Origin of the sequence: Stenotrophomonas sp. Br8 (assembly GCF_014763005.1) — a bacterium.
Taxonomy (GTDB): Bacteria; Pseudomonadota; Gammaproteobacteria; order Xanthomonadales; family Xanthomonadaceae; genus Stenotrophomonas; species Stenotrophomonas lactitubi.
In genome coordinates, this window is the sequence record NZ_JACGTN010000007.1 from 257,896 (window position 1) to 280,219 (window position 22,324).

Sequence of the window (22,324 nt, forward strand, 5' to 3'; positions counted from 1 at the left end):
CTGCAGGGGAATCAATCCGGTGCGTTGAACCGCGCGCGCACCTCGGCGGTCACCGCAGGCATGGCCACGAAGCGAGGCTGCGCGCGCACCCGCTGCAACCAGGCCCGCACCTGCGGGAATGCATCCAGCGCGATGCCACCGTCGGCGGCGACATCGGAATAGGCGAACAGGGCGATATCGGCGATACCGTAGTCGGCGCCGGTGAACCACTGCGCCTGCTGCAGATGCTGTTCCATCACCGCCAGCGCGCTGGCAGCGCGCTCATGCAGGCGCGGCAGTTCAGCACGGCGTGGTGAGTCGGAAGGTGTCCAACCGCGGATGAAGCGTGCCACCGCCACGCAGGGCTCGTGCGTGTACTGTTCGAAGAACATCCAGCTCAATGCCTGCGCACGCTGCCAACCGTCGGCCGGAAGGTACGGCGTGCCCTCGGCCAGCCAGAACAGGATCGCATTGGATTCGGTCAGCACGCGGCCGTCGTCGCGCACGATCAATGGCGCCTTGGCGTTGGGGTTGAGAGCGAGAAATTCCGCGCTATGGGTCTGGCCGTGGGCACTGTCCACCTCCACCCAACGGTAGCGGCTTCCCAGCTGTTCCAGCAGCAGGCGCACCTTGTGGCAATTGCCCGAGACCGACATGCCATGCACCGTCAACGGAATGCGCTCTTCCACCATTGCCTGCTCCAGTGAGGTTCCGGCCTGCAGCCGGCTGCCCGCAGTCTGGCAAGCAGCCTGGCGATTGCCAAGCGCGGGTGCAGCATGGCGGGCGATGCATCCTGTAGAGCCGAGCCCGTGCTCGGCTGCTGCTCGCCGAATGCAGCCGAGCATGGGCTCGGCCCTACAACGGCGAACGGCGCTGTTGCCACTGCTCGCGCGATTGCCCCCAGATTTCCAACGGCTTGCCTTCATACGGCGGTGGCAACTGCCCCATGCGCAGCAGCGTGCTGCCCAGCTTGCGCGCAACCACTTTCGAGTTCTCGTTGTCTTCGGCGATGGTGTGGATCACCTCGTCCCAGCCCAACGTATCGAACGCCCAGTCGATGGCGGCGATCGCCGCCTCCGGTGCATAGCCCTTGCCCCAGCTGGCACGGCGGATGCTCCAACCGACCTCGGTACCGGGCCAGTCCTGCGGCTGCCACGGTCCCATGCGACCGATCCATTCGCCGCTCGATTTCTCGATCACGCTGAACATCGAGAAGCCGAACAGCTGCCACGCGCCGGCCAGGCTGCAGAAGCCGCGCCATGCCACCGAGGGTGACTGCACGCCACCCAGCGTGCGCATCACCTCTTCGTCGGCACAGAACGCCAGATAGGGTGCGTAGTCCTGCCGCTGCGGCGGGCGCAGGATCAGGCGTTCGGTTTCGATGCGCAGGTCGAAGATGCTCATGGGGTCATGGTAGATCCACGCCACGCGTGGATGAACCCCATCCCTGCAAAAAAAACAGGCCGGCAAAAGCCGGCCTGTTCGATGCTGCGTCGTAGCCTGGGATTACTGGCGGTTGGCCGTCGAATCCGCGGCGGCGGCGGTCTGGGTGACCAGCTGCCCATCCACCACCGGCAGGCGATCGCTGGCCGGCTTGTTGTCCAGGCGCACGGTCTTCTCTGCACCGTCGTAGCGGTAGGTCACGTTGTAGCCCTTGACCACGTCGCTGGTGCCCATGGCAATGCGGTTGCCCGGCTTGCTGCCCATGCGCATGGTGCCGGTGGTGCCGTCTTCATTGCGGTAGGTCACGTTGTAGCCGGTGACACGGCTCGACTCGGAGGTCGCCGTTTCGGTGTGGCACTGGCGCTCGGTGCGGTTGACCACGCGGCCACCCACGTGGCGCTTGTCGACCTGGTTGCCGATGAAGCCACCGGCCACGGCACCGGCGGCAGTTGCAGCCTTCTTGCCGTTGCCGCCGCCCACCTGGTTGCCCAGCAGGCCGCCGACCACGGCACCGACCACGGTGCCACCGACGTTGCCATCACGCTCGGGCAGGCGCTCCTGCACCACCACGTCCTGACAGACCTCATGCGGGGTCTGGGTAGTGGACGTCTCGCGCACCGGATCGGTGCCGATCACAGTGGCATAGGCCTTCTGCTTCTCGGTGATCGGATCGACCTTCAGCACATCGGCGTATTCCAGACCCCGCGGCGCAGTGGCGTCCACTGCGTCGCCACGCGCGCCATCGTCGGTGGCATTGCCATCGACCAGACGAGATTCACTCGGGTTTCCGGCGCTCAGCTGCTCAGGCGACTTGTCGCCACTCTTCATGAAGGCGGCGGTTGCGATACCACCGACCAGCAGCGCGCCCGCTGCGACCAGGACAGTTGTAGTTGTGCTTTTCATGACCTGCTCCTTGCGGACCGTCCGCAACGTTCTCAGGCCAGATTGCAGCATGCGGTGCCTGAACGGAATCTCCACATTTCCTGCTCACCGCCGTAACCCATTCAGCATCGGGAAATGCTGGGCCCGTGGTAGCGTTTGCACATTCCCCCAGGAGGACCCCGTCATGGCCAACCCGATGCTGCTGCCGGTCCTGCAATGGGCGCGCCGGCTGCGCTACCCCACCCTGTTCAAGCTGACCGCCGGCCTGTTCGCGCTGACCCTGTTCATCCCCGACCCGATTCCGTTCGTCGACGAACTGATGCTGGGCCTGGGCACGCTGCTGCTGGCCAACTGGAAGAGCCGCAGCGCGACCACGCCACCGCCGCTGGAGCAGCGTTGAACCTGCTGGTCGACAGCCACTGCCATCTGGACGCCAACGAATTCGACGGTGACCGCGAGGCGGTCATCGACCGCGCACGCGCTGCCGGCGTGCAGTGGCAGGTGGTGCCGGCTGTCACTGCGGTCAGCTGGCCAAAGCTGCGCGCGGTCTGCCAGCAGGCGACGGGCCTCTACCCCGCCTATGGCCTGCACCCGATGTTCCTGGACCAGCACCGGCCTGAACACCTGCCGCAGCTGCGTGAATGGATCGAGCAGGAGCGACCCTGCGCGATCGGCGAATGCGGACTGGATTTCTTCGTCGAGGGCCTGGATGCCGAGGCCCAGCAGGACTATTTCCTCGGCCAGCTGAAGCTGGCGCGCGAGTTCGATCTGCCGGTGATCGTGCATGCCCGCCGTGCAGTGGATGCGGTGATCGCCGCGATCCGCCGCATCGGTGGCCTGCGCGGGGTGGTCCACAGCTTTTCCGGCAGCCCGGAACAGGCCTCGCAGTTGCACAAACTGGGATTCCTGCTCGGCCTGGGCGGACCACTGACCTACGAGCGCGCGCAGCGCCTGCAACGGCTTGTCCGCGAGATGCCACTGCAGCAGTTGCTGCTGGAGACCGATGCGCCGGACCAGCCCGACGCGGGTATCCGTGGCCAGCGCAACGAGCCGGCGCGGCTGGCGGTCATCGCCCGCCACGTCGCCGCGCTGCGCGGAATGGACATTGAAGACGTGGCGCGGGCCACCACGGACAACGCGCGGCGGCTGTTCAGCCTGCCCGCACCGTAACGATCGTGCCGGCCGCTGGCCGGCAACCCCGGAACGCTTGAATCAGCGCAGATGCCGGCCAGCGGCCGGCACTACCCGATCACACCCCGGCCTCTGCCTCAACCGCTTCGGCTTTCACCTTCTTCGGCTCCAGCAGCATCTCCAGCGCCTTGCCCACCGCCGCGAACGCGAACGCGCCGGTGATGTGGGTGGCCGCACCCAGACCAGCGCCGCAATCCAGCTTCAGGGCGGCATCCGCGCCCAGGTTCGGCCGCAGGCCACAGACGCTGCCATCGGCCTGCGGATACTTCACGTTCTCCAGCGAATACACCGCCGGCACGCCGAAATAGCGCTTGGCATTCTTCGGGAAGTTGAATTCGCTGCGCAGCTTCTTGCGGATCAGCGCCAGCATCGCGTCATGCTCGGTGCGCGAGACATCGCGGATGCGCACCAGGGTGGGATCGGTGCGGCCGCCGGCCGCGCCGACGGTCAGCAACGGCAGCTTGCGGCGGCGGCACCAGGCGATGGTTTCCACCTTCACCCGGAAGCTGTCACAGGCGTCGATCACCAGGTCGAAACCGCGGTCCAGCAGTTCGGCCATGTTGGCCGGGGTCAGGAACGCCTGCACGGCGTCGACCTCGATCTGCGGATTGATTGCCCGGCAGCGCTCGGCCATGGCCTCGGCCTTGTTGCGCCCGTAGTTGCCCTCCAGCGCCGGCAGTTGGCGGTTGGTATTGGATACGCAGATGTCATCGGCATCGATCAGGGCCAGATGGCCGACCGCCGAGCGCGCCAGCGCCTCCACCACCCACGAGCCCACGCCGCCCATGCCGACCACGGCGACACGGCTGCCCTGCAGGCGCTCGAGCGCGCCGACGCCATACAGCCGTTCGATGCCGGCGAAGCGTTGTTTGACCTGTTCGTTCATCGGGCTATTTTAGCGTGCAGATCCCCTGACTACTGCACGCCGACACCGAACCCAACGTTGCACGCCCGGAGCGCCCGCCATGAGTGCCAGCCCACCCCGCCGCCCGTCCACCGCCTACCGCTATCTGTTCGTACTCGGTCTGGGCCTGATGATCGGCCTGATTGCCACGGTGATGGTCGGCCGTGCCCTGCAGGCGCGCCGCGATCCGTTTCCGGACAGCCTGATGCAGGTGATGCAGCGGCAGGCGGATCTGCTGCTGCAGGCGCAGCAGCAGAACCGCTGCAGCCTGGGCGACAGCGTCCCGCGCCTGCAGGTGCTGCGACTGCTGTCCAACGACCTGGACCTGGCCTTCCCCGGGTTGAAGGACAGCCGGCAGTTCCAGCAGCACGCCAGCAAGTACCGCGCCGACCTCAATGCGGCTTTGGCCAGCCCTCCCACCGACTGCACTGCGTTGGCGCAGCAGGTGCAGGCCCTGAAGGACGATTGCCGGGCCTGTCATCAGGATTTCCGCTGATTCATCTTCGAGTGGGCGAAGGCCGATGTGGTTGGCGCCTTGTTCACGTTGAAAAGAGGAGGATTCGCTCACCCTGCTGCATGACGCAGTACCACCCAACGCACCCGCCTTCACGGCCAGGAGACGCCCCATGAAGATCCAGCTCATCGCCGCCAGTGTCATCGCAACCGTCGGCCTGGCCGGCTGTGCCACCTCGCCGGGCTATGGCGGTGGTGGTTACAACAACAACGGCTACAACAACGGCGGCTACGGCAACAACTCCGGTTACAACCAGGGCCGTTGCGCCGACTGCGGCATCGTCACCCGCATCAATGCCGTGCAGTCTGGCCGTACCGCGCCTTCCGCCACCGGCGCGATCCTCGGCGGCATCGTCGGCGCGGTCGCCGGCCATGAGATCTCCGACCACACCGGCGGCAGCCGCGGCAACAAGAACATCGCCGCCGCCGCCGGCGCCGTGGGTGGTGCACTGGCGGGCAACCAGATCCAGAAGAACGTGACCAGCGATACCTATGACATCAGCGTGCGCATGGATGACGGCCGCACCATCGTGGTCAACCAGCGCGACCTCGGCGGCATCCGCGAAAACACCTATGTCCGCGTGGTCAACGGCAAGGTCATCCTGCGCTGAACCGAAGCGGGCCCCGGCCGAACAGAACCGGAGCAACAAAAAAAGGCCCGCTTGCGCGGGCCTTTTTCATGCCGGCGAGCGGCAGGTATTACGCCGGCTGGACCTTGTCGGCCTGCAGACCCTTCTGGCCCTGCACGACTTCAAAGCTCACAGCCTGGCCTTCCTTGAGGCTCTTGAAGCCCTGGGTCTCGATGGCACGGAAGTGCACGAACACGTCCTCGCCATTCTGCCGGCTGATGAAGCCGAAGCCCTTGGCATCATTGAACCACTTCACGGTACCGTTCTCACGATCAGCCATCTCACTAACTCCCTTTGACTCTCTACTTGTTGTTGGATACGCCTGTTGGGCGGCTGACAAGCAAGGGGGAAGCGAGGTGCATCGATGCAGCGGATCGGAACGATCTTGCTTCATCAGGCCACGATCCACGGTGACCTTGCCAAGCTCAGCGACTGCAACTTAACCCGACCAAAACGAAAAAGCAACTGGCAAAAACCTTTCACTGTCAACCCCAAAAACACAACCATACTGGACAGCATGGACCTCTCATTCATCTTGTATCTGCTAGCGGTCATTTTTGTCCTGATCGGCATCGCAGGCATCGTCCTGCCGGCCCTGCCGGGCATCCCGCTGGTCTTCGTCGGATTGGTACTTGCTGCGTGGGCAGATGGCTTCGTCCATGTCGGCTGGCCGACCCTGCTGATCCTCGGCGTACTGACCGCGCTGTCGCTGCTGGTCGACGTGCTGGCGACCGTGGTTGGCGCCAAGCGCGTGGGCGCCAGCCGCAAAGCACTGTGGGGCACCTTCATCGGCAGCATCGTGGGCCTGTTCTTCATGCCGATCGGCTTGTTCGCCGGGCCCTTGCTCGGCGCCCTGCTGGGCGAGTACTGGCATACCCGCGAGCTCGGCCGCTCGACCAAGGTCGGGCTGGCCACGTGGTTCGGCATCCTGCTGGGCCTGGCGCTGAAGCTGGCGCTGGTGATCGCGATGCTGGGCCTGTTCGCCTTCGCCTGGTTCCTGTGAGGCAGGCGGCCTTCACGCAGCGCGCACGCACACGCCGGGCATAAACCCGTGGGGCTGGCCGTTACCGGATGCAGCCGCCACACTGTCCCTCTTTCCGCATTCATTCCGAAGGGCCTGCTGCAATGACCCTCTCTCCGTTGTTCCCCCGCCTTGCACCGCTGGCGTTGGCCCTGGCCAGCGCGCCACTGGCAGCGCAGGAATTCGCGCCCAGTGCCGAGGCGTCGCCGGCCGCCTGCGCAGCCATCACTACCGATGCGGCACGTCTGGCCTGCTACGACCGCCAGTTCGGGCGCACGCCGCAGGCCACCGCCGAAGCTGATGCGGCCGCCGAAGCCGCAGCACAGGCACGCCGCGAGCAGCGCGACACCACGCGGGTAAGCCAGGGTGAAGAAAAACTGCGCGAACGTGTCAGCGATCTGTTCCGTTCCGAAGCTCCAGACAGCGCCCTTGCCAATGCCGGCCGTGGTTCGCTGCTGGACAGCCGCTGGGAACTGGCCGAGGACTCCAAGTTGGGCCCGTTCCAGCTGCGTGCGTACAAGCCCGTGTACCTGCTGCCGGCCTTCTGGACCAGCGATCGCAACACCATGCCGCACTCGCCGAACCCGGCCAACAGCGTGACCACCCCGCAGGTGCTGGACAGTGCCGAGCTGAAATTCCAGATCAGCTTCAAGACCAAGATCGCCGAGAACCTGTTCGGCGACAACGGCGACATCTGGGCCGGCTACACCCAGAGTTCGCGCTGGCAGGCCTACAACGGCGAGGACTCGCGCCCGTTCCGCGAGACCAACTACGAGCCGGAAGTGATGATGGTGTTCCGCAACGGCTACTCGATCGGTGGCTGGCGTGGGCGGATGACCGGCATCAGCCTCAACCACCAGTCCAACGGCCGTGCCGATCCGCTGTCGCGCAGCTGGAACCGGGTGATCCTGAATGTCGGCCTGGACCGCGAGAACTGGGCACTGGTGCTGCGTCCCTGGTACCGCATTCCCGAGACCCGCAGCGACGACAACAACCCGGACATCGAGGACTACATGGGCCGCGGCGACGCGACCCTGACCTGGAACCACAAGGGTCACGAGGTCTCGTTGATGGCGCGTCACTCGTTGCGTACCGGTGACCGCTCGCACGGCGCCCTGCAGCTGGACTACGGCTTCCCGATCAGCAACCTGCTGCGCGGCCATGTGCAGATCTTCGACGGCTATGGCGAAAGCCTGATCGACTACAACCACAAGGCGACCTATGTCGGCGTGGGCGTGTCGCTGCTGGAATGGTTCTGATGGAGGTGACCATCTGGCATAACCCCGCGTGCAGCAACTCGCGCGGGGCGCTCAAACTGATCCGCGACGCGGGTGTCGAACCGGTGGTGATCGAGTATCTGGGCAACCCACCCGACGTGGCCACGCTGCGCCAGGTGCTGGCCGAATCCGGCCTGACAGCGACCGAACTGGTGCGCAGCAAGGAACCCGAGTTCGCCGCACTGGGCCTGCAGGGAAGCGACGACGACGCCCTGCTGGCCGCGATGGCCACCCACCCACGGCTGATCAACCGCCCGGTAGTACGCACCGCCAAGGGCACCCGCCTGTGCCGGCCCCCGGAAACGGTGCTGGAGATCCTGTAACCCGCCCCGCTTTGGTAGAGCCGAGCCATGCTCGGCTGCGATCCGCGTGCTAAATGCAGTCGAGCATGGCTCGGCTCTACAGAACGATTTACCGCCAGTCGGTGATGCCTTCGCGGCGATAGACCTCGGCGAACGCCGGGCGCGCCTTCAGGCGGTCCGCATACGCCTTCAACACCGGCCAGTGGTCGCTGGGCGTGGGCATGTTGCGCGACCAGCGCATCAACATCACCAGCATGAAATCGACAACGCTCGGCGCATCGCCAAGCAGGTAGGGGCCGCCGCTCTGCAGGTGCGTGGCAACGTGCTGCCACGCCGCTTCCAGCTGCTGCCGCGCCATCGCACGCACGCCGTCGATGCACTCGCCACCCGCCGCTTCATGCGCGTAGAACCAGGCGCGGTACGCCGGCTGCACGGTGTTGGCACACCAGAACATCCAACGATAGGCCTCGCCGCGTGCCGGCGTGCCGACGGCAGGCAACAACCCCGCCTGCGGATGACGGTCTGCCTGATACAGCGCGATCGCGGCCGCCTCGGTCAGCACCTGGCCGTCGATCAGCAGGGTCGGCACCTTGCCGGCCGGATTCAGGGCCAGGTAGTCGGCCGACTTGTGCTCGCGCGTGTCGAAATCGAGCAGCACCAGTTCGTGCTCGATACCCAGCTCGATCAGCAGCCAGTGCACCACCAGCGAGGCGGTGCTGGTGGAACCATACAAGGTGGTGCGCATATGACCGGTCCTGTGCGGGGAACGGCTGATTATGCGCGCTGTCACCGGCGTGGTCAGCCGCAGCTGCTCATGCAGGTATCACGACGCTCGCCGCAGCCCATCATCGGCGCCCGCAGCGTGCAGTCGTGCGCTTTCAATTCGCAGGAACGTCGCAGTTCCGGATGCTCGATGTCCTTGCAGCGCTTGTCCGGCGTTGGTGCCACCTGCTGCTCGCAACTGGACTGGCGGCTGCCGATCCCCTGGTCCTCGGCCATGCAGCTGCGATAGCTGGCCTGGCATTGCATCTGGCACTGGGCACCGGCGCTGAAGCCGCCCCCACCGTCATACGACAAAGACGATGTACTGCATCCGGCAAGAACCAGCAGGCCGACAAAGCAAAGGCTGCGCAACAGGTTCACAGGACACTCCTTGTTCAATAGACCGGAAGACTGCCGGAAGAACGGGTTTCGCTTACCGATCCGCCGCAATCGAGTACACACTGGGCCCGGGTCGCATCACAGGCGCGCGTATCGGCTGCAACGGCGCAGTACGCGCCGGCGCCACGTGCGCCCTCGCAACGATGCCGCATCTTTTCGTCAGCGATATCGCTGCACTTGTCGATGACACGTGCTTTGTCCGCCTGACAGCTCTGCTGCGCCGTTTCGGCCATCGAGCGCGCCTGACCCGCACATTGCAGATGCCGCTGTGCGCACCCTGCCGCACACACGCGGCCTGCCTCGCTGGTGGGTTGCTCCACGTAGTACTGCGGCGCGCAGCCCGCCAGCAACAGGATGGCAACTACAACAAGAACTGCACTTGTTCCTTGACGCACAAGCAGCTTCCCTTCCATGGCAACGCGCACACCCTAGCAAAGCAGCGCCTGCGCATGCGTTAAACGAAAAACGGCGCCACCAGGGCGCCGTTCTGCAATCGGACAGGCGTGGACGACGCCGCGCCGATCACTCCACCACGACAGGAATCTTGCCGATGCGGGCCTGCCATTCGCGCGGGCCGGTCTTGTGCACCGACTCGCCGGTGGAATCGACGGCCACTGTCACCGGCATGTCTTCCACGGTGAACTCGTAGATCGCTTCCATGCCCAGGTCGGCGAAGCCGACGACCTTGGCCGCCTTGATCGCCTTGGACACCAGGTAGGCCGAACCACCGACGGCCATCAGGTAGGCCGACTTGTGCTTCTTGATCGCTTCGATCGCGGCCGGGCCGCGCTCGGCCTTGCCGACCATGCCCAGCAGGCCGGTTTCGCTCAGCACCTGTTCGGTGAACTTGTCCATGCGGGTGGCGGTGGTCGGACCGGCCGGGCCCACCACTTCGTCGCGCACCGGATCGACCGGACCGACGTAGTAGATGAAGCGACCCTTGAGATCGACCGGCAGCTGCTCGCCCTTGTTGAGCATGTCGACCATGCGCTTGTGCGCGGCGTCGCGGCCGGTCAGCAGCTTGCCGTTGAGCAGCAGGGTCTGGCCCGGCTTCCAGTTGGCCACGTCTTCCGGGGTGATCGTGTCCAGGTCCACGCGGGTGCCCTTGGAGGCGTCATAGGTCAGCTTCGGCCAGTCTTCCAGCGACGGCGGGTCCAGCATCACCGGGCCACTGCCGTCCAGCGTGAAGTGCGCGTGGCGGGTGGCGGCGCAGTTCGGAATCAACGCCACCGGCAGGTTGGCCGCGTGGGTCGGGTAGTCATTGATCTTGATGTCGAGCACCGTGGTCAAACCACCCAGGCCCTGCGCACCGATGCCCAGCGCGTTGACCTTCTCGTACAGCTCCAGGCGCAGCTCTTCGATGCGGTTGGACGCACCGCGGGCCTGCAGCTCGGTGATATCGATCGGCTCCATCAGCGCTTCCTTGGCCAGCAGCATCGCCTTCTCGGCGGTGCCACCGATGCCGATGCCGAGCATGCCCGGCGGGCACCAGCCTGCGCCCATGGTCGGCACGGTTTTCAGCACCCAGTCGACGATCGAGTCGGACGGGTTGAGCATGGCGAACTTGGTCTTGGCTTCCGAACCACCGCCCTTGGCGGCGACGATCACCTCGACGGTGTTGCCCGGCACCACCTTGACGTTGACCACGCCGGGGGTGTTGTCCTTGGTGTTGATGCGCTTGCCGGCCGGATCGGCCAGCACCGAAGCGCGCAGCTTGTTGTCCGGGTACAGGTAGGCGCGACGGATGCCCTCGTTGGCCATGTCCTCCACGCCCATGGTGGCGTCATCCCAGCGCACGTCCATGCCGATTTCCAGGAACACAGTGACGATGCCGGTGTCCTGGCAGATCGGCCGGTGGCCTTCGGCGCACATCCGCGAGTTGATCAGGATCTGCGCGATCGCCTCCTTCGCTGCCGGCGACTCCTCGCGCTCGTAGGCGGCGGCAAGGTTCTTGATGTAGTCGACCGGGTGGTAGTACGAGATGTACTGCAGCGCGTCGGCGACGGACTGGATGAGGTCTTCCTGCTTGATCGATGTCACGGATTGCTCGCTTGCTGAAGGCTGGCGGGGGTAATCCGCCCATTTTACCCCCTCCCTCGGCCGCGGGGTGGCAGTGCCGGCCGCCGGCCGGCAAGATCTGAGCCCTGCCCTCTGTCACACCCGCGCCTGCCCCGGCGTCCTTGCCCATATGAACGCCGAAACCGCCTTCCATACCCACCGCCCGCGCCTGATGGCGCTGGCCTACCGCCTGCTGGGCAGCCGCACCGACGCCGAAGACGTGGTCCAGGATGCCTGGCTGCGCTGGTCAGGCACCGATACGGCGGCCATCGTCGACCCCGAGGCCTGGCTGGTGACCACCACCACCCGCCTGGGCCTGGACCGGCTGCGCACGGCCAAGCGCGAACGCGCGCACTACGTGGGCCCGTGGCTGGCTGAACCTCTGGCGATCACCCTCGAACCTGATCCGGCGCCCGGCCCGGCGCAGCTGCACGCGCTGGCCGACGATGTCTCGGTGGCCTTCCTGACCCTGCTCGAGCAGCTCGGCCCGGAAGAGCGCGCCGCGTTCCTGCTGAAGGAAGCCTTCGACCATGACTACCGCGAAATCGCCGATCTGATCGGCCACAGCGAGGCCAACTGCCGGCAGCTGGTGCACCGTGCCCGGCAGCGCCTGCAGGCGGGGCGGCCACGCTTCAACGCCGACGCCAGCCAGCACCGGCAACTGTTGGCGCGCTTCATGGATGCCTCCCAGCGCGGTGACAGCGAAGCGATCCAGGCGCTGCTGCATGCCAATGCGCTGCTGGTCTCCGATGGCGGTGGCGTGGTTACCGCGGCGGTGCGTCCGCTGCTGGGCGCCGAGCGCATTGGCCGCCTGTACTGGGCGATCGCCCGCCGCGGCGCAGCGCATCCGGCACAGCTCGGCTACGTCAACGGCGAGCCGGCGATCCTGCGTTTCGAAGGCGACCACCTGCACTCGATCACCACCATCGAGGTGGTCGATGGCCGCATCGCCAATCTCTACAGCGTGCTGAATCCAGAAAAACTGCCTGCGGTTGTCACGCGCAGCGATGCTGCGGCGTCCTTGTACTGAAAGGCGGCCATGGTGGCCGCCGTGGAGCTGAAGATGTCCAACCATGCCTCTCCCCGCGTTCCCTACACCCGCCTCGCAGCCGAAGCCTTCAAGGGTCTGCTGGCCACCAGCAAGGCGGTGCATGACAGTTCGATCGATCCGACCCTGATGGAACTGGTGTTCCTGCGCGTCTCGCAGCTCAACGGCTGCGGCTACTGCATGGACATGCATGCCACCACGCTGCGCAAGGGCGGCATCGAACCGCGCAAGCTGGATACGCTGCCTGCCTGGCACGAAAGCCGCTTCTTCGACGACCGCGAGCGCGCGGCGCTGGGCTGGGCCGAGGCGCTGACCCGGTTGACCGACGGTGCGCCGTCGCAGGCGACGTTCGATGCGTTGGCGCCGCACTTCGATGAGAAGGGCATCAGCGACCTGAGCATGGGTATCGCGGTGATCAATGCCTGGAACCGGTTGGGCGCCGGGCTGCTGCCGCCGCTGCCGTAAAAGGGGGCCAGCCGGCTGGGTCAGGTTCCTGCAGCTGTTGGTAGGTGTCGACCTTGGTCGACACAGTAGATCCACGCCATGCGTGGATGGAGGTGGGTCGGCCCCCTTCGCACTGCGAAGGGCTCTGACCCGATGTGGGTCGCTGGGGTCAGAGCCCTTTGCCGCGCAAAGGGATCTGACCCCGGTGTCAGCCACACGGCTGCGCTGACCCCACCTGCACGTATCAGGCGCGCACAATAGCGGCATGCCTGCTTCCCCCATTGCCGGCGCTGCCGGCGCCAAGAAACCCAGCCTGCGTCAACGCTTCAAGGCGATGCGCAACCTGCCGCCGTTCCTGCGCCAGGTGTGGCAGACCAGCCGCGCCCTGACCCTGGCCAGCCTTGGCCTGCGCCTGATCCGTGCGCTGCTGCCGGTGGCGATGCTGTACGTCGGCAAGCTGATCATCGATACCGCGCTGCACCTCAGCCAGCACGATGCCGGCTTCCCGCCGCTGGGCGAGGCGCTGTCCAGTGGGCTGCTCAATCCGCTGCTCGGCCTGCTGGCGCTGGAACTGGGCCTGGCCATCGCCTCGGACCTGCTCGGCCGTCTGGTCAGCTACGCCGATGCGCTGTTGTCGGAACTGTTCGCCAACGTCACCAGCGTGCGCCTGATGGAACACGCGGCCACCCTGGACCTGGAGGACTTCGAGGATCCGGACCTGCAGGACAAGCTGGACCGTGCGCGGCGCCAGACCATGGGCCGGATGAACCTGATGAGCCAGCTGTTCGGCCAGGTGCAGGATGCGATCACCGTCGCCAGCCTGGCCGTCGGCCTGCTGGTCTATGCGCCGTGGCTGATCCTGCTGCTGGCGCTGGCGCTGGTGCCGGCCTTCATCGGCGAATCGCACTTCAATGCGGCCGGTTACAGCCTCAACTTCCTGTGGACGCCGGAACGCCGCCAGCTGGACTACCTGCGCCAGCTCGGCGCCAGCGTGGAAACGGCCAAGGAAGTAAAGATCTTCAACCTGCACCGGTTCCTGGTCGACCGCTACCGCAGCTTGTCGGCGGCGCTGTTCCTGGCCAACCGCGCGCTCGCCCGGCGGCGTGCGTTCTGGGGCACGCTGCTGGCCGCGCTGGGCACGCTGGGCTACTACACCGCGTATGCCTATATCGCCTGGCGCACGGTGCGCGGCGATTTTTCGATCGGTGATCTGACCTTCCTCGCCGGCAGCTTCCTGCGCCTGCGCCAGTTGCTGGAAGGCCTGCTGATCGGCTTCTCGCAGGTGGCCAGCCAGGCGTTGTATCTCGACGACCTGTATTCGTTCTTCCAGATCGAACCGGAAATCCACTCGCGCAAGGACGCGGTGCGCGTGCCGCAGCCGATCCGCGAAGGCTTCGTGTTCGAGGACGTGGGCTTCCGCTATCCCGATGCCGAGCAATGGGCCGTGCGTCACCTCGATTTCCAGCTGCACGCGGGCGAAGTGCTGGCACTGGTCGGTGAGAACGGCGCGGGCAAGACCACCCTGGTCAAGCTGCTGGCACGCCTGTACGAACCGGACGAAGGCCGCATCCTGCTCGATGGCCGCGACCTGCGCGACTACGACCTGGACGACCTGCGCGCCAATCTCGGCGTGATCTTCCAGGACTTCGTGCGTTACAACCTCAGTGCCGGCGAGAACATCGGTGTCGGCCAGGTGGAAGCGATGGACGACCGTGCGCGGATCACCGATGCCGCCCGCCGCGGAATGGCCGAGGAAGTCATTGCTGCCCTGCCCGGCGGCTACGACCAGCAGATCGGCCGCCGCTTCAAGCAGGGCGTGGACCTGTCCGGTGGCCAGTGGCAGAAGATCGCCATCGCCCGCGCGTGGATGCGCGATGCACAGGTGATGATCCTGGATGAGCCCACCGCGGCGCTGGATGCCCGCGCCGAGTTCGAGGTGTTCCAGCGGTTCAGGGAGTTGGCGGATAATCGCACCGCAGTGCTGATTTCCCACCGTTTCTCCTCCGTGCGCATGGCCGACCGCATCCTGGTACTGGCCGATGGCCGGATCGAGGCCAGCGGCACCCACCAGGAGCTGATGGCACAGGGCGGCCGCTATGCCGAGCTGTTCGAACTGCAGGCGGCAGGTTACCGCTGAGAACGCCTCTCGTTCCGCCTAATGAGAACCTGTCTCATTTGAGATAGAATTGTCCCGACGACTTCCGATAGATACGCCCATGTCCTCCGCTTTCGGCGCCGAAACGGTGCTTGAGGTCCGCCACTGGACCGACGCCTACTTCAGCTTCACCCTCACCCGTGACAGCGGTTTCCGCTTCGAGAACGGCCAGTTCGTGATGATCGGCCTGGAGACCGACGCGCGGCCGCTGCTGCGCGCGTACTCCATCGCCAGCGCCAACTGGGAAGAGCACCTGGAGTTCTTCAGCATCAAGGTGCAGGACGGCCCGCTGACCTCGCGCCTGCAGCACATCAAGCCGGGCGACAAGGTGCTGGTCGGCAAGAAGCCCACCGGCACCCTGCTGATCAGCGACCTGCACCCCGGCAAGAACCTGTACCTGCTGGGTACCGGCACCGGCATGGCGCCGTGGCTGTCGGTCATCAAGGACCCGGAAACCTACGAGCGATTCGACAAGGTGATCCTGTGCCATGGCGTGCGCTACGAAAAGGATCTGGCCTACCGCGACTACTTCGAAAAGGAACTGCGCGAGCATGAGTTCCTAGGCGAAATGGTCGGTGACAAGCTGCTGTACTACCCGGCGGTGACCCGCGAACCGTTCCCGAACCAGGGCCGCCTGACCCAGCTGATGGAAAGCGGCGAGATGCAGCGCACCCTCGGCCTGCCGGAGCTGAGCCCGGAAAACGACCGCGCGATGATCTGCGGCAGCCCGCAGATGCTGGCCGACCTGCGCACCGTGCTGGACAGCCGCGGCTTCCAGACCTCGCCGCGCATCGGTACGCCCGGCCACTACGTGTTCGAGCGCGCGTTCGTCGAGAAATAAGCCGGGCTGTGGTAGAGCCGAGCCCACGCTCGGCTGCTCTGCCGGCCGACCATGGCAGGCACGCACGCTGCGCGCGCAAGCCGAGCGTGGGCTCGGCTCTACAGAGAGCGGCTACAGCAGCGCTTCAATGCCGCCGCGCAGTTGCTCCGGCTTGGTGGTCGGCGCATAGCGATCCACCACCTGCCCCTCGCGATCGACCAGGAACTTGCTGAAGTTCCACTTGATGCGGGCGATGCCCAGCAACCCGCGCTTCTCGTGCGACAGCCACGCCCACAGCGGGTCGGCCCCCTCGCCGTTGACCTCGATCTTCTGCGACAGCGGGAAGCTGACCGGGTAATCAATCGAACAGAACTGGCGGATCTGCGCGGCATCGCCCGGTTCCTGCGCGCCGAACTGGTTGCAGGGAAAGCCGATCACCACCAGGCCGCGATCACGGTAGTCCTGCCACAGCTGTTCCAGCCCGGTGTACTGCGGGGTGAAACCACAGCGGCTGGCCACGTTGACCAGCAGCAGCGGACGGCCCTGGTACTGCGCCAGCGCCTGCGGCTGGCCGTCGAGGTCGCGGAAGCTGAAATCGTAGGCGGTGGTCATGGCAAAGGGCCTGGAGGGCGGTGCTCTCCATGGTACCCGGGCAGCCAGCCATGGAGTGACTCTGCAGCAGGGCTGCGTTGCCAACATGCCTTTTGACACAAGTGCAGGCGCGCCGGGCCGGGTTACCCTCGGGCCCTTGTTTGCCTTACCGGAGTATCGACCTTGACCACCCGCCTTGCCCTTGCCGTGGCCATGACCCTCGGCCTTGCCCTGCCCGCCTATTCGGCCAGCGCCGCCACCCAGGCCGCCGCCAACGCCCTGCAGGCCAATCCGTTCTTCGCCGACAGCCCGCTGCCGCTGCATTTCCCGCAGTTCGACAAGATCAAGGACAGCGACTTCGCCCCGGCGTTCGACGCCGGCATGGCGCAGCAGCTGAAGGAAGTGGAGGCGATCGCCAACACCAAGGCCAAGCCGACCTTCGACAACACCATCATCGCCCTGGAAAAGAGCGGTGACACCCTGGACCGCGCGACCACCGTCTTCTTCAGCCTGGTCGGCGCCGATACCAACGACACCCGCAAGAAGCTGCAGGCCGAATACTCGGCGAAGTTCGCCGCGCACAGCGATGCGATCGCGCTGAACGGCAAGCTGTTCGCGCGCATCCAGGCGCTGTATGACAGCCGCACCACCCTGGGCCTGGACGCTGAAGGCGTGCGCCTGGTCGAGAAGTACTACGACAACTACGTGCGCGCCGGCGCCAAGCTGTCCGAGGCCGACAAGACCAAGTTGAAGGAAATGAACGCCGAGCTGGCCAACCTGGGCACCAAGTTCAGCCAGAACGTGCAGTCGGAGGTGAACGCCTCAGCGATCACCGTCAACGACGTCAAGGAACTGGACGGCCTGTCCAAGGAACAGATCGCCGCCGCCGCCGAAGCCGCCAAGGCCCGTGGCCTGGACGGCAAGTACGTGATCACCCTGCTCAACACCACCGGCCAGCCGCCGCTGACCAACCTGGCCAACCGCGCCCTGCGTCAGAAGATCTACGAAGCCTCGACCACCCGCGGCAGCCGCGGCGGTGAGTTCGACAACACCGCGCTGGTCGCGCGCATCATGCAGCTGCGCGCCGACAAGGCCAAGCTGATGGGCTTTGCCAACTTCGCCGCCTACAACCTGACCAACCAGACCGCCAAGACCCCCGAAGCGGTCAACGCGATGCTGGGCAAGCTGGCCCCGGCCGCGGTGGCCAATGCCAAGCGCGAAGCCACCGACCTGCAGGCGATGATCGACCAGGAACAGAAGGCCGCCGGCAAGCCGACCTTCAAGCTGGAACCGTGGGACTGGGCGTTCTACAGCGAGAAGGTGCGCCAGGCCAAGTACAACTTCGACGAGTCGCAGCTGAAGCCGTACTTCGAGATGAAGAACGTGCTGGAAAGCGGCGTGTTCTACGCCGCCAACCAGGAATTCGGCCTGACCTTCAAGCAGCGCACCGACCTGCCGGTGTACCACGATGACGTCACCGTCTATGACGTGTTCGATGCCGACGGCAGCCAGCTGGCGATCTTCATCTTCGACCCGTACGCACGCGCCTCCAAGCGCGGTGGTGCATGGATGAACTCGTACGTCTCGCAGTCCAAGCTGACCGGCTTCAAGCCGGTGGTGGCCAACCACCTGAACATCCCCAAGCCGCCGGCCGGCCAGCCGACCCTGCTGACCTGGGATGAAGTGAGCACCACCTTCCACGAATTCGGCCACGCCCTGCACGGCATGTTCTCGAACGTGAAGTATCCGTACTTCTCGGGCACCGCGGTGCCGCGCGACTTCGTCGAGTTCCCCTCACAGGTCAACGAGATGTGGGCCGACAACCCGGCCATCCTGAAGAACTACGCCAAGCACTACCAGAACGGTTCGGCGATGCCGCAGGCGCTGCTGGACAAGGTGCTGGCCGCGGCCAAGTTCAACCAGGGCTTTGCCACCACCGAGTACCTCGGTGCCGCCATGCTCGACCAGCGCTGGCACCAGATCGGCCCGGACCAGGTGCCGGCCGCCAAGGACGTGATGGCCTTCGAGCGCGCCGCGCTGGAGAAGGACGGCATCTACTACGCGCCGGTTCCGCCGCGCTACAAGACCCCGTACTTCAGCCACATCATGGGCGGCTACTCGGCCGGCTACTACGCCTACATCTGGTCGGAAGTGCTGGACGCCAACACCCAGAAGTGGTTCCGCGACAACGGCGGTCTGAGCCGCAAGAACGGCGACCACTTCCGCGCGACCCTGCTGTCCAAGGGTGGCAGCGTGGACGCGATGCAGCTGTTCCGCGATTTCGCCGGCCACGAGCCGCAGATCGAACCGCTGCTGGAAAAGCGTGGCCTGACCGGCACCGGCAACTGATCGCCGGCACCGTAGCGTGAAATGAAAACCGCCCGGGAGACCGGGCGGTTTTTTTACGCGTCATCCACGCATGGCGTGGATCTGCCGCAGGGTTGCGTGATCCCAGTAGATCCACGCCATGCGTGGATGCTCTTCCAGATCACCGCGGCGCCACATATCCCCCCGGCACGCCCTGCGGCGACAGCACCAGCTGCCACAACTGCGCATGCCGGCTGCGGAACGTCGCCATCGATCCGGCCAGGTAGAACCGCCACAGGCGACGGAACCGCTCGTCATAGCGTCGCGCATCCAGTGTCGGCCATGCCGCTTCCACATTGCGTCGCCACGCCTGCAGCGTCAGGTCATAGTCGGTACCGAAGTTGTGCCAGTCCTCCAGCACGAAACGCCCTTCAAACGCGCGGCTGATCTGCGCCGCCGATGGCAGCATCGAGTTGGGGAAGATGTAGCGCGCGATCCATGGATCAGTGCGATGGCGCGAGATGTTGCTGCCAATGGTGTGCAACAGCAGCAGGCCACGCGGCGACAGGCAGCGTCGCGCCACGTCGAAGAAACTGCGGTAGTTCTTGTCGCCGACGTGCTCGAACATGCCGATCGAGAAGATCGCATCGAACGGCTCGTCCAGTTCGCGATAGTCCTGCAGCCGGATCTCGATCGGCAGGCCAGCGCACAGCTCACGCGCGTAGTCGGCCTGCTCCTGCGAAATGGTGATGCCCACGCCACTGACACCGTAGCGCTCGGCCGCGAACTTCAGCGCCTCGCCCCAACCGCAGCCGATATCCAGCACGCGTTGCCCGGGGCGCAGCCCGAGCTTGCGGCACACCAGATCGAGCTTGGCTTCCTGCGCCGCATCCAGATCGTTGGCGTTGCGCCAATAACCACAGCTGTAGACCAGGCGCTGGCCGAGCATGGCCTGGTACAGGTCATTGCCGAGGTCGTAGTGGCGACGGCCGACTTCATAGCTGCGCTGCCCGGCCTGCAGGTTGAACAGGCGCGCTTTCAGGGAGTCGGCCACCTCGCGCCAGCCGTGCACCCGCTCGTCCAGGTGCGCCTGCATCAGGTGGAACAGGAATTCATCGAGGACGTTGCCATCCCACCAGCCGTCCATGTAGCTCTCGCCCAGGCCGAGCGAGCCGTGCGCCATGACCCGCGCGAAGAAGCGCGGGTCATGCACCTGGATATCCTGCGGCCGGGTTCCATCGATCTGGACCCCGGCTTCGTGGAGCAGGCCGGTGACCCGCTCCTGCAACCCTGTATCCACGACACCTCCTCGTCTGCGGTTACCCGCGCGCGAACAGCTCCACGTAGTCCTTGGCCACGTGCGGCAACACCACCGAGGCCGGTACATCGGCGGTCTGGGTGCCATCCGAGTATGGACCCACCTGGTAGGGCGGGAACACGAAGCGCAGCGCGGTGATCTGACCCTTGTCGTCGGTCAGCGGCTGGAACTGGCTGAAATTATCGGCCTGCGGACCGGTGCCGTCGGCGATCATCCGCGAGGCATTGCGCAGCGATTCCTGCAGCTGCGACGGGTCCATGTCCTCGCCGCTGAGGCGGGTGGCCACGCGCTCACGCAGCTGGTCGGCGACGAAATCGCTGATCGCTTTCCAGCCCTTGGCGTCAGTCACCAGCTTGTCGGCGCTCAGCATCTGCTGCTGCGCCGGCAGCCATACGAAACGCGCAACCAGCGGTTCGCCGTGGGCGCCACCGGTGTAGCGGCTGCCGTCGGCACTGACCACCACCAGCTGCGGCGTCTCCAGCAGCTTCTCGAAGCTCAGCGACAGCTCATAGGGCATGGTCGGCTTGTCGTTGCCCAGCCCGTCCAGCGCCTGCTGCAGATCGCCGCGGGCGGAGGTGGCATAGGCCTGCAGCGCGCGCGCCAGCCCCGGATAGCGATCGATGCCCGCCGGGTAGCTGATGCCGACCACTTCACGTTCATTGTTCTCGATCACATCGCGCAGATCCAACGGCGCTTCCGCTGCGGGTGTCTCGGCGGTGCCAGTGGCTTCGGCCGCAGGCGCGGCGTCGGTGGCCGGTGCCGCCTCGTTCTCGCGCTGGCAACCGGCCAGCAACAGCACGCCCATAGCGCCGGCCAGCACGCTGGCGTGCAGTGGCCGGTTGTTTCCAATCTTCATCGGGATCCCCTGTTCATGTTCATACATCATCGCCTGCCCTGGCTGAAGCGTGGCCCGCTGGATTCAGCCCACAAGCAGATCGTGATACTCCTCGTGCCGCTGCAGGAAGGCCTCCGCATAGGCACATGCCGGCACCACCTTGTACTTCTGCTCCCGGGCGAAACGCAGTGCGACCCGGGTCAGCTCACCGGCAATGCCACGGCCGGCGATCGGCTCGGGCACTTCGGTATGGGTGATGACCATCCGCCTGCGTTTGATCTGGTAGTCCAGCAGTGCCACCTGCCCGCGCACGCGGGCGGTGAACCGGTGGTTGACCTGATCGTGTTCGACCTCGTAAGCCAGACCTGGGGGCGTGACCGAAGCCATGGGACTGTCTCCTGCGGCGACTGCGTGGATGGTGCGCAGACGGGCGCCATGATCGCGTGAAGCCTGAACAGGGACAAGTCTGTGCCTGCTGCGTCAGTTATCGCCCTCAAGCTGCAGCCCGGCCGGCCGCTAACCCCTCTGCAGGGGTGCGCCAGGCTGGCATGCCCCTTGCGACAGTCGACCAAGCGATCTGCCGTGGAGGCCCGCGATGCACCCCAGCGATTCCCATTCCGATACCGATCACGCCCTGCTGGAGGGCCTGCTGCAACTGGCCGTGGAGGGACAGACCGAAGACCAGGCGTTCCAGAGCATCGGCGAGGAAGTGTTCTCCCGCCTGCTCGATACCTACGGTCAGGAAACCCGGGCCTGACCCGGAGCGGGGCCGCAGCCCCGGGGGTCGGATCCCGTGGATCCGACCCCAGCCACCCTCAGCCGCCGCCGAGGCGGAAGGTCGGGTTGGACAGCTCGCGCAGGAAGTGACTGAAGATGCTCGGCTGCATGGCCAGCATGAAGATCACGCCGAACGCCGCACCAGCCAGGTGCGCGCTGTGGTTGATGCGATCGCCACCGCGCTTGTCCATCCAGATGCTGTAGCCGACGTAGAACGCGGCATAGACGATCGCCGGCGCCGGGATGAAGAACACCAGGATGATCGACCACGGCTTGATCAGGATGAAGGCGAACAGCACCGCCGACACCGCCCCGGACGCACCGAGGCTGAGGTAGTTCGGGTTCTTCTGGTTCTTCAGGTAGCTGGGCAGGATCGAGACCAGCAGCGCACCGACGTAGAACGCCGGATAGACCAGGTAGCTGCCGGTCAGCTGCACCATCACGCTCTCGATGAATCCCCCGAAGAAGAACAGGGTGATCATGTTGAAGATCAGGTGCGACCAGTCGGCGTGGATGAAGCCGTAGGTGATCAGGCGGTCGTACTGGCGGTGGCGATCCACCGCCGGCGGCCACAGGATCAGGCGGTCGGCCAGCTTGCGGTTGTTGAACGCCATCCACGACAGGATGGCGGTGATGGCGATCAACAGCAGATTGACGGGGGTCATGTCA

Annotated in this window: 27 protein-coding genes; 13 read left to right on the plus strand and 14 right to left on the minus strand. The window is 65.7% G+C overall.

Annotation, left to right across the window (positions count from 1 at the left end; translation table 11 throughout):
- Positions 1–11: 11 nt before the first annotated feature.
- The 3 genes from H3005_RS07735 to H3005_RS07745 all read right to left on the minus strand — a co-directional run bounded on the left by H3005_RS07735 (position 12) and on the right by H3005_RS07745 (position 2,325).
- A complete protein-coding gene (locus H3005_RS07735; protein WP_191077856.1) occupies positions 12–671 on the minus strand; it encodes a glutathione S-transferase family protein in 660 nt (219 codons plus the stop codon).
- Positions 672–834: 163 nt separating this feature from the next.
- On the minus strand, positions 835–1,383 hold the full coding sequence (locus tag H3005_RS07740; protein WP_099821139.1) for a GNAT family N-acetyltransferase: 549 nt from the start codon (positions 1,381–1,383) through the stop codon (positions 835–837).
- Between the two features lie 102 nt (positions 1,384–1,485).
- The gene (locus H3005_RS07745) at positions 1,486–2,325 is read right to left on the minus strand and encodes a glycine zipper 2TM domain-containing protein (RefSeq protein ID WP_089236153.1); all 840 of its coding nucleotides are present in this window, start codon (positions 2,323–2,325) and stop codon (positions 1,486–1,488) included.
- A 163-nt stretch (positions 2,326–2,488) separates the two neighbouring features.
- On the opposite strand from H3005_RS07745, the gene H3005_RS07750 reads away from it, so the two are divergent.
- Together H3005_RS07750 and H3005_RS07755 are read left to right on the plus strand one after the other, a co-directional pair.
- Positions 2,489–2,704, plus strand: coding sequence for a DUF6116 family protein (locus H3005_RS07750; protein WP_100460497.1), 216 nt, complete (start codon positions 2,489–2,491; stop codon positions 2,702–2,704).
- Positions 2,701–3,474 carry a TatD family hydrolase gene (locus tag H3005_RS07755; RefSeq protein ID WP_191077857.1) on the plus strand — a complete coding sequence of 258 codons (774 nt, stop codon included), beginning with the start codon at positions 2,701–2,703 and terminating at the stop codon, positions 3,472–3,474. The genes H3005_RS07750 and H3005_RS07755 overlap by 4 nt, the downstream gene beginning before the upstream one ends.
- Positions 3,475–3,553: 79 nt before the next feature.
- Here the strand turns inward: H3005_RS07755 and H3005_RS07760 are convergent, their stop codons facing one another.
- Positions 3,554–4,381 (minus strand): tRNA threonylcarbamoyladenosine dehydratase, encoded by an 828-nt coding sequence (locus tag H3005_RS07760; RefSeq protein ID WP_089236156.1) that lies wholly within the window; start codon positions 4,379–4,381, stop codon positions 3,554–3,556.
- 79 nt (positions 4,382–4,460) lie between these two features.
- Between H3005_RS07760 and H3005_RS07765 the strand changes: the two genes are divergently transcribed.
- Together H3005_RS07765 and H3005_RS07770 are read left to right on the plus strand one after the other, a co-directional pair.
- The gene (locus H3005_RS07765; RefSeq protein ID WP_100552989.1) at positions 4,461–4,895 is read left to right on the plus strand and encodes a cytochrome c; all 435 of its coding nucleotides are present in this window, start codon (positions 4,461–4,463) and stop codon (positions 4,893–4,895) included.
- A gap of 130 nt (positions 4,896–5,025) precedes the next feature.
- Positions 5,026–5,523 carry a glycine zipper 2TM domain-containing protein gene (locus tag H3005_RS07770; protein ID WP_100552990.1) on the plus strand — a complete coding sequence of 166 codons (498 nt, stop codon included), beginning with the start codon at positions 5,026–5,028 and terminating at the stop codon, positions 5,521–5,523.
- Positions 5,524–5,611: 88 nt separating this feature from the next.
- Here H3005_RS07770 and H3005_RS07775 read toward each other — a convergent pair whose 3' ends face one another.
- Positions 5,612–5,821: a cold-shock protein gene (locus H3005_RS07775; RefSeq protein ID WP_025876765.1), complete on the minus strand. Its 210-nt coding sequence runs from the start codon at positions 5,819–5,821 to the stop codon at positions 5,612–5,614.
- Between the two features lie 237 nt (positions 5,822–6,058).
- On the opposite strand from H3005_RS07775, the gene H3005_RS07780 reads away from it, so the two are divergent.
- The 3 genes from H3005_RS07780 (at position 6,059) to arsC (ending at position 8,162) form a co-directional block, all read left to right on the plus strand.
- Entirely contained in the window at positions 6,059–6,544 is a 486-nt protein-coding gene (locus H3005_RS07780; RefSeq protein ID WP_100552991.1) for a DUF456 domain-containing protein, read from the plus strand.
- A 122-nt stretch (positions 6,545–6,666) separates the two neighbouring features.
- Positions 6,667–7,821 (plus strand): phospholipase A, encoded by a 1,155-nt coding sequence (locus H3005_RS07785; RefSeq protein WP_032978835.1) that lies wholly within the window; start codon positions 6,667–6,669, stop codon positions 7,819–7,821.
- Positions 7,821–8,162, plus strand: a complete 342-nt coding sequence (arsC, locus tag H3005_RS07790; RefSeq protein ID WP_100552992.1) for an arsenate reductase (glutaredoxin) — start codon at positions 7,821–7,823, stop codon at positions 8,160–8,162. Before H3005_RS07785 ends, arsC begins: the two co-directional genes overlap by 1 nt.
- An 88-nt stretch (positions 8,163–8,250) precedes the next feature.
- Here the strand turns inward: arsC and H3005_RS07795 are convergent, their stop codons facing one another.
- The 4 genes from H3005_RS07795 to H3005_RS07810 all read right to left on the minus strand — a co-directional run bounded on the left by H3005_RS07795 (position 8,251) and on the right by H3005_RS07810 (position 11,342).
- On the minus strand, positions 8,251–8,886 hold the full coding sequence (locus H3005_RS07795; RefSeq protein ID WP_191077858.1) for a glutathione S-transferase family protein: 636 nt from the start codon (positions 8,884–8,886) through the stop codon (positions 8,251–8,253).
- A gap of 53 nt (positions 8,887–8,939) precedes the next feature.
- Positions 8,940–9,284 (minus strand): hypothetical protein, encoded by a 345-nt coding sequence (locus tag H3005_RS07800; RefSeq protein WP_100552994.1) that lies wholly within the window; start codon positions 9,282–9,284, stop codon positions 8,940–8,942.
- Positions 9,285–9,298: 14 nt separating this feature from the next.
- A complete protein-coding gene (locus H3005_RS07805; RefSeq protein WP_133120086.1) occupies positions 9,299–9,715 on the minus strand; it encodes a hypothetical protein in 417 nt (138 codons plus the stop codon).
- 109 nt (positions 9,716–9,824) lie between these two features.
- The gene (locus H3005_RS07810) at positions 9,825–11,342 is read right to left on the minus strand and encodes a fumarate hydratase (protein WP_100552995.1); all 1,518 of its coding nucleotides are present in this window, start codon (positions 11,340–11,342) and stop codon (positions 9,825–9,827) included.
- Positions 11,343–11,490: 148 nt separating this feature from the next.
- On the opposite strand from H3005_RS07810, the gene H3005_RS07815 reads away from it, so the two are divergent.
- The 4 genes from H3005_RS07815 (at position 11,491) to H3005_RS07830 (ending at position 15,848) form a co-directional block, all read left to right on the plus strand.
- The gene (locus H3005_RS07815; RefSeq protein WP_100552996.1) at positions 11,491–12,390 is read left to right on the plus strand and encodes an RNA polymerase sigma-70 factor; all 900 of its coding nucleotides are present in this window, start codon (positions 11,491–11,493) and stop codon (positions 12,388–12,390) included.
- A gap of 33 nt (positions 12,391–12,423) precedes the next feature.
- Positions 12,424–12,873 (plus strand): carboxymuconolactone decarboxylase family protein, encoded by a 450-nt coding sequence (locus tag H3005_RS07820; RefSeq protein WP_100554153.1) that lies wholly within the window; start codon positions 12,424–12,426, stop codon positions 12,871–12,873.
- A 244-nt stretch (positions 12,874–13,117) separates the two neighbouring features.
- The gene (locus tag H3005_RS07825) at positions 13,118–14,989 is read left to right on the plus strand and encodes an ABC transporter ATP-binding protein (RefSeq protein ID WP_191077859.1); all 1,872 of its coding nucleotides are present in this window, start codon (positions 13,118–13,120) and stop codon (positions 14,987–14,989) included.
- Between the two features lie 79 nt (positions 14,990–15,068).
- Positions 15,069–15,848: a ferredoxin--NADP reductase gene (locus tag H3005_RS07830; RefSeq protein WP_100552998.1), complete on the plus strand. Its 780-nt coding sequence runs from the start codon at positions 15,069–15,071 to the stop codon at positions 15,846–15,848.
- A gap of 111 nt (positions 15,849–15,959) precedes the next feature.
- On the opposite strand, the gene H3005_RS07835 is transcribed toward H3005_RS07830, so the two are convergent.
- Positions 15,960–16,439, minus strand: coding sequence for a glutathione peroxidase (locus H3005_RS07835; RefSeq protein ID WP_191077860.1), 480 nt, complete (start codon positions 16,437–16,439; stop codon positions 15,960–15,962).
- 162 nt (positions 16,440–16,601) lie between these two features.
- Between H3005_RS07835 and H3005_RS07840 the strand changes: the two genes are divergently transcribed.
- Complete coding sequence (locus H3005_RS07840) at positions 16,602–18,767, plus strand: M3 family metallopeptidase (RefSeq protein WP_191077861.1); 2,166 nt, start codon at positions 16,602–16,604, stop codon at positions 18,765–18,767.
- 139 nt (positions 18,768–18,906) lie between these two features.
- On the opposite strand, the gene cfa is transcribed toward H3005_RS07840, so the two are convergent.
- From cfa to H3005_RS07855, 3 genes are read right to left on the minus strand one after another with little or no spacing between them, the layout of a single operon-like run.
- Positions 18,907–20,025 (minus strand): cyclopropane fatty acyl phospholipid synthase, encoded by a 1,119-nt coding sequence (gene cfa, locus H3005_RS07845; RefSeq protein ID WP_191077862.1) that lies wholly within the window; start codon positions 20,023–20,025, stop codon positions 18,907–18,909.
- A gap of 19 nt (positions 20,026–20,044) precedes the next feature.
- Positions 20,045–20,926 carry a DUF3298 and DUF4163 domain-containing protein gene (locus tag H3005_RS07850; RefSeq protein WP_191077863.1) on the minus strand — a complete coding sequence of 294 codons (882 nt, stop codon included), beginning with the start codon at positions 20,924–20,926 and terminating at the stop codon, positions 20,045–20,047.
- A 36-nt stretch (positions 20,927–20,962) separates the two neighbouring features.
- Positions 20,963–21,265, minus strand: a complete 303-nt coding sequence (locus H3005_RS07855) for a GNAT family N-acetyltransferase (protein WP_089236171.1) — start codon at positions 21,263–21,265, stop codon at positions 20,963–20,965.
- 208 nt (positions 21,266–21,473) lie between these two features.
- Here H3005_RS07855 and H3005_RS07860 point away from each other — a divergent pair, with 208 nt between their 5' ends.
- The gene (locus H3005_RS07860) at positions 21,474–21,635 is read left to right on the plus strand and encodes a hypothetical protein (protein ID WP_165780990.1); all 162 of its coding nucleotides are present in this window, start codon (positions 21,474–21,476) and stop codon (positions 21,633–21,635) included.
- 58 nt (positions 21,636–21,693) lie between these two features.
- Here the strand turns inward: H3005_RS07860 and H3005_RS07865 are convergent, their stop codons facing one another.
- Positions 21,694–22,320 (minus strand): rhomboid family intramembrane serine protease, encoded by a 627-nt coding sequence (locus H3005_RS07865; protein ID WP_025876742.1) that lies wholly within the window; start codon positions 22,318–22,320, stop codon positions 21,694–21,696.
- Between the last annotated feature and the right edge of the window lie 4 nt (positions 22,321–22,324).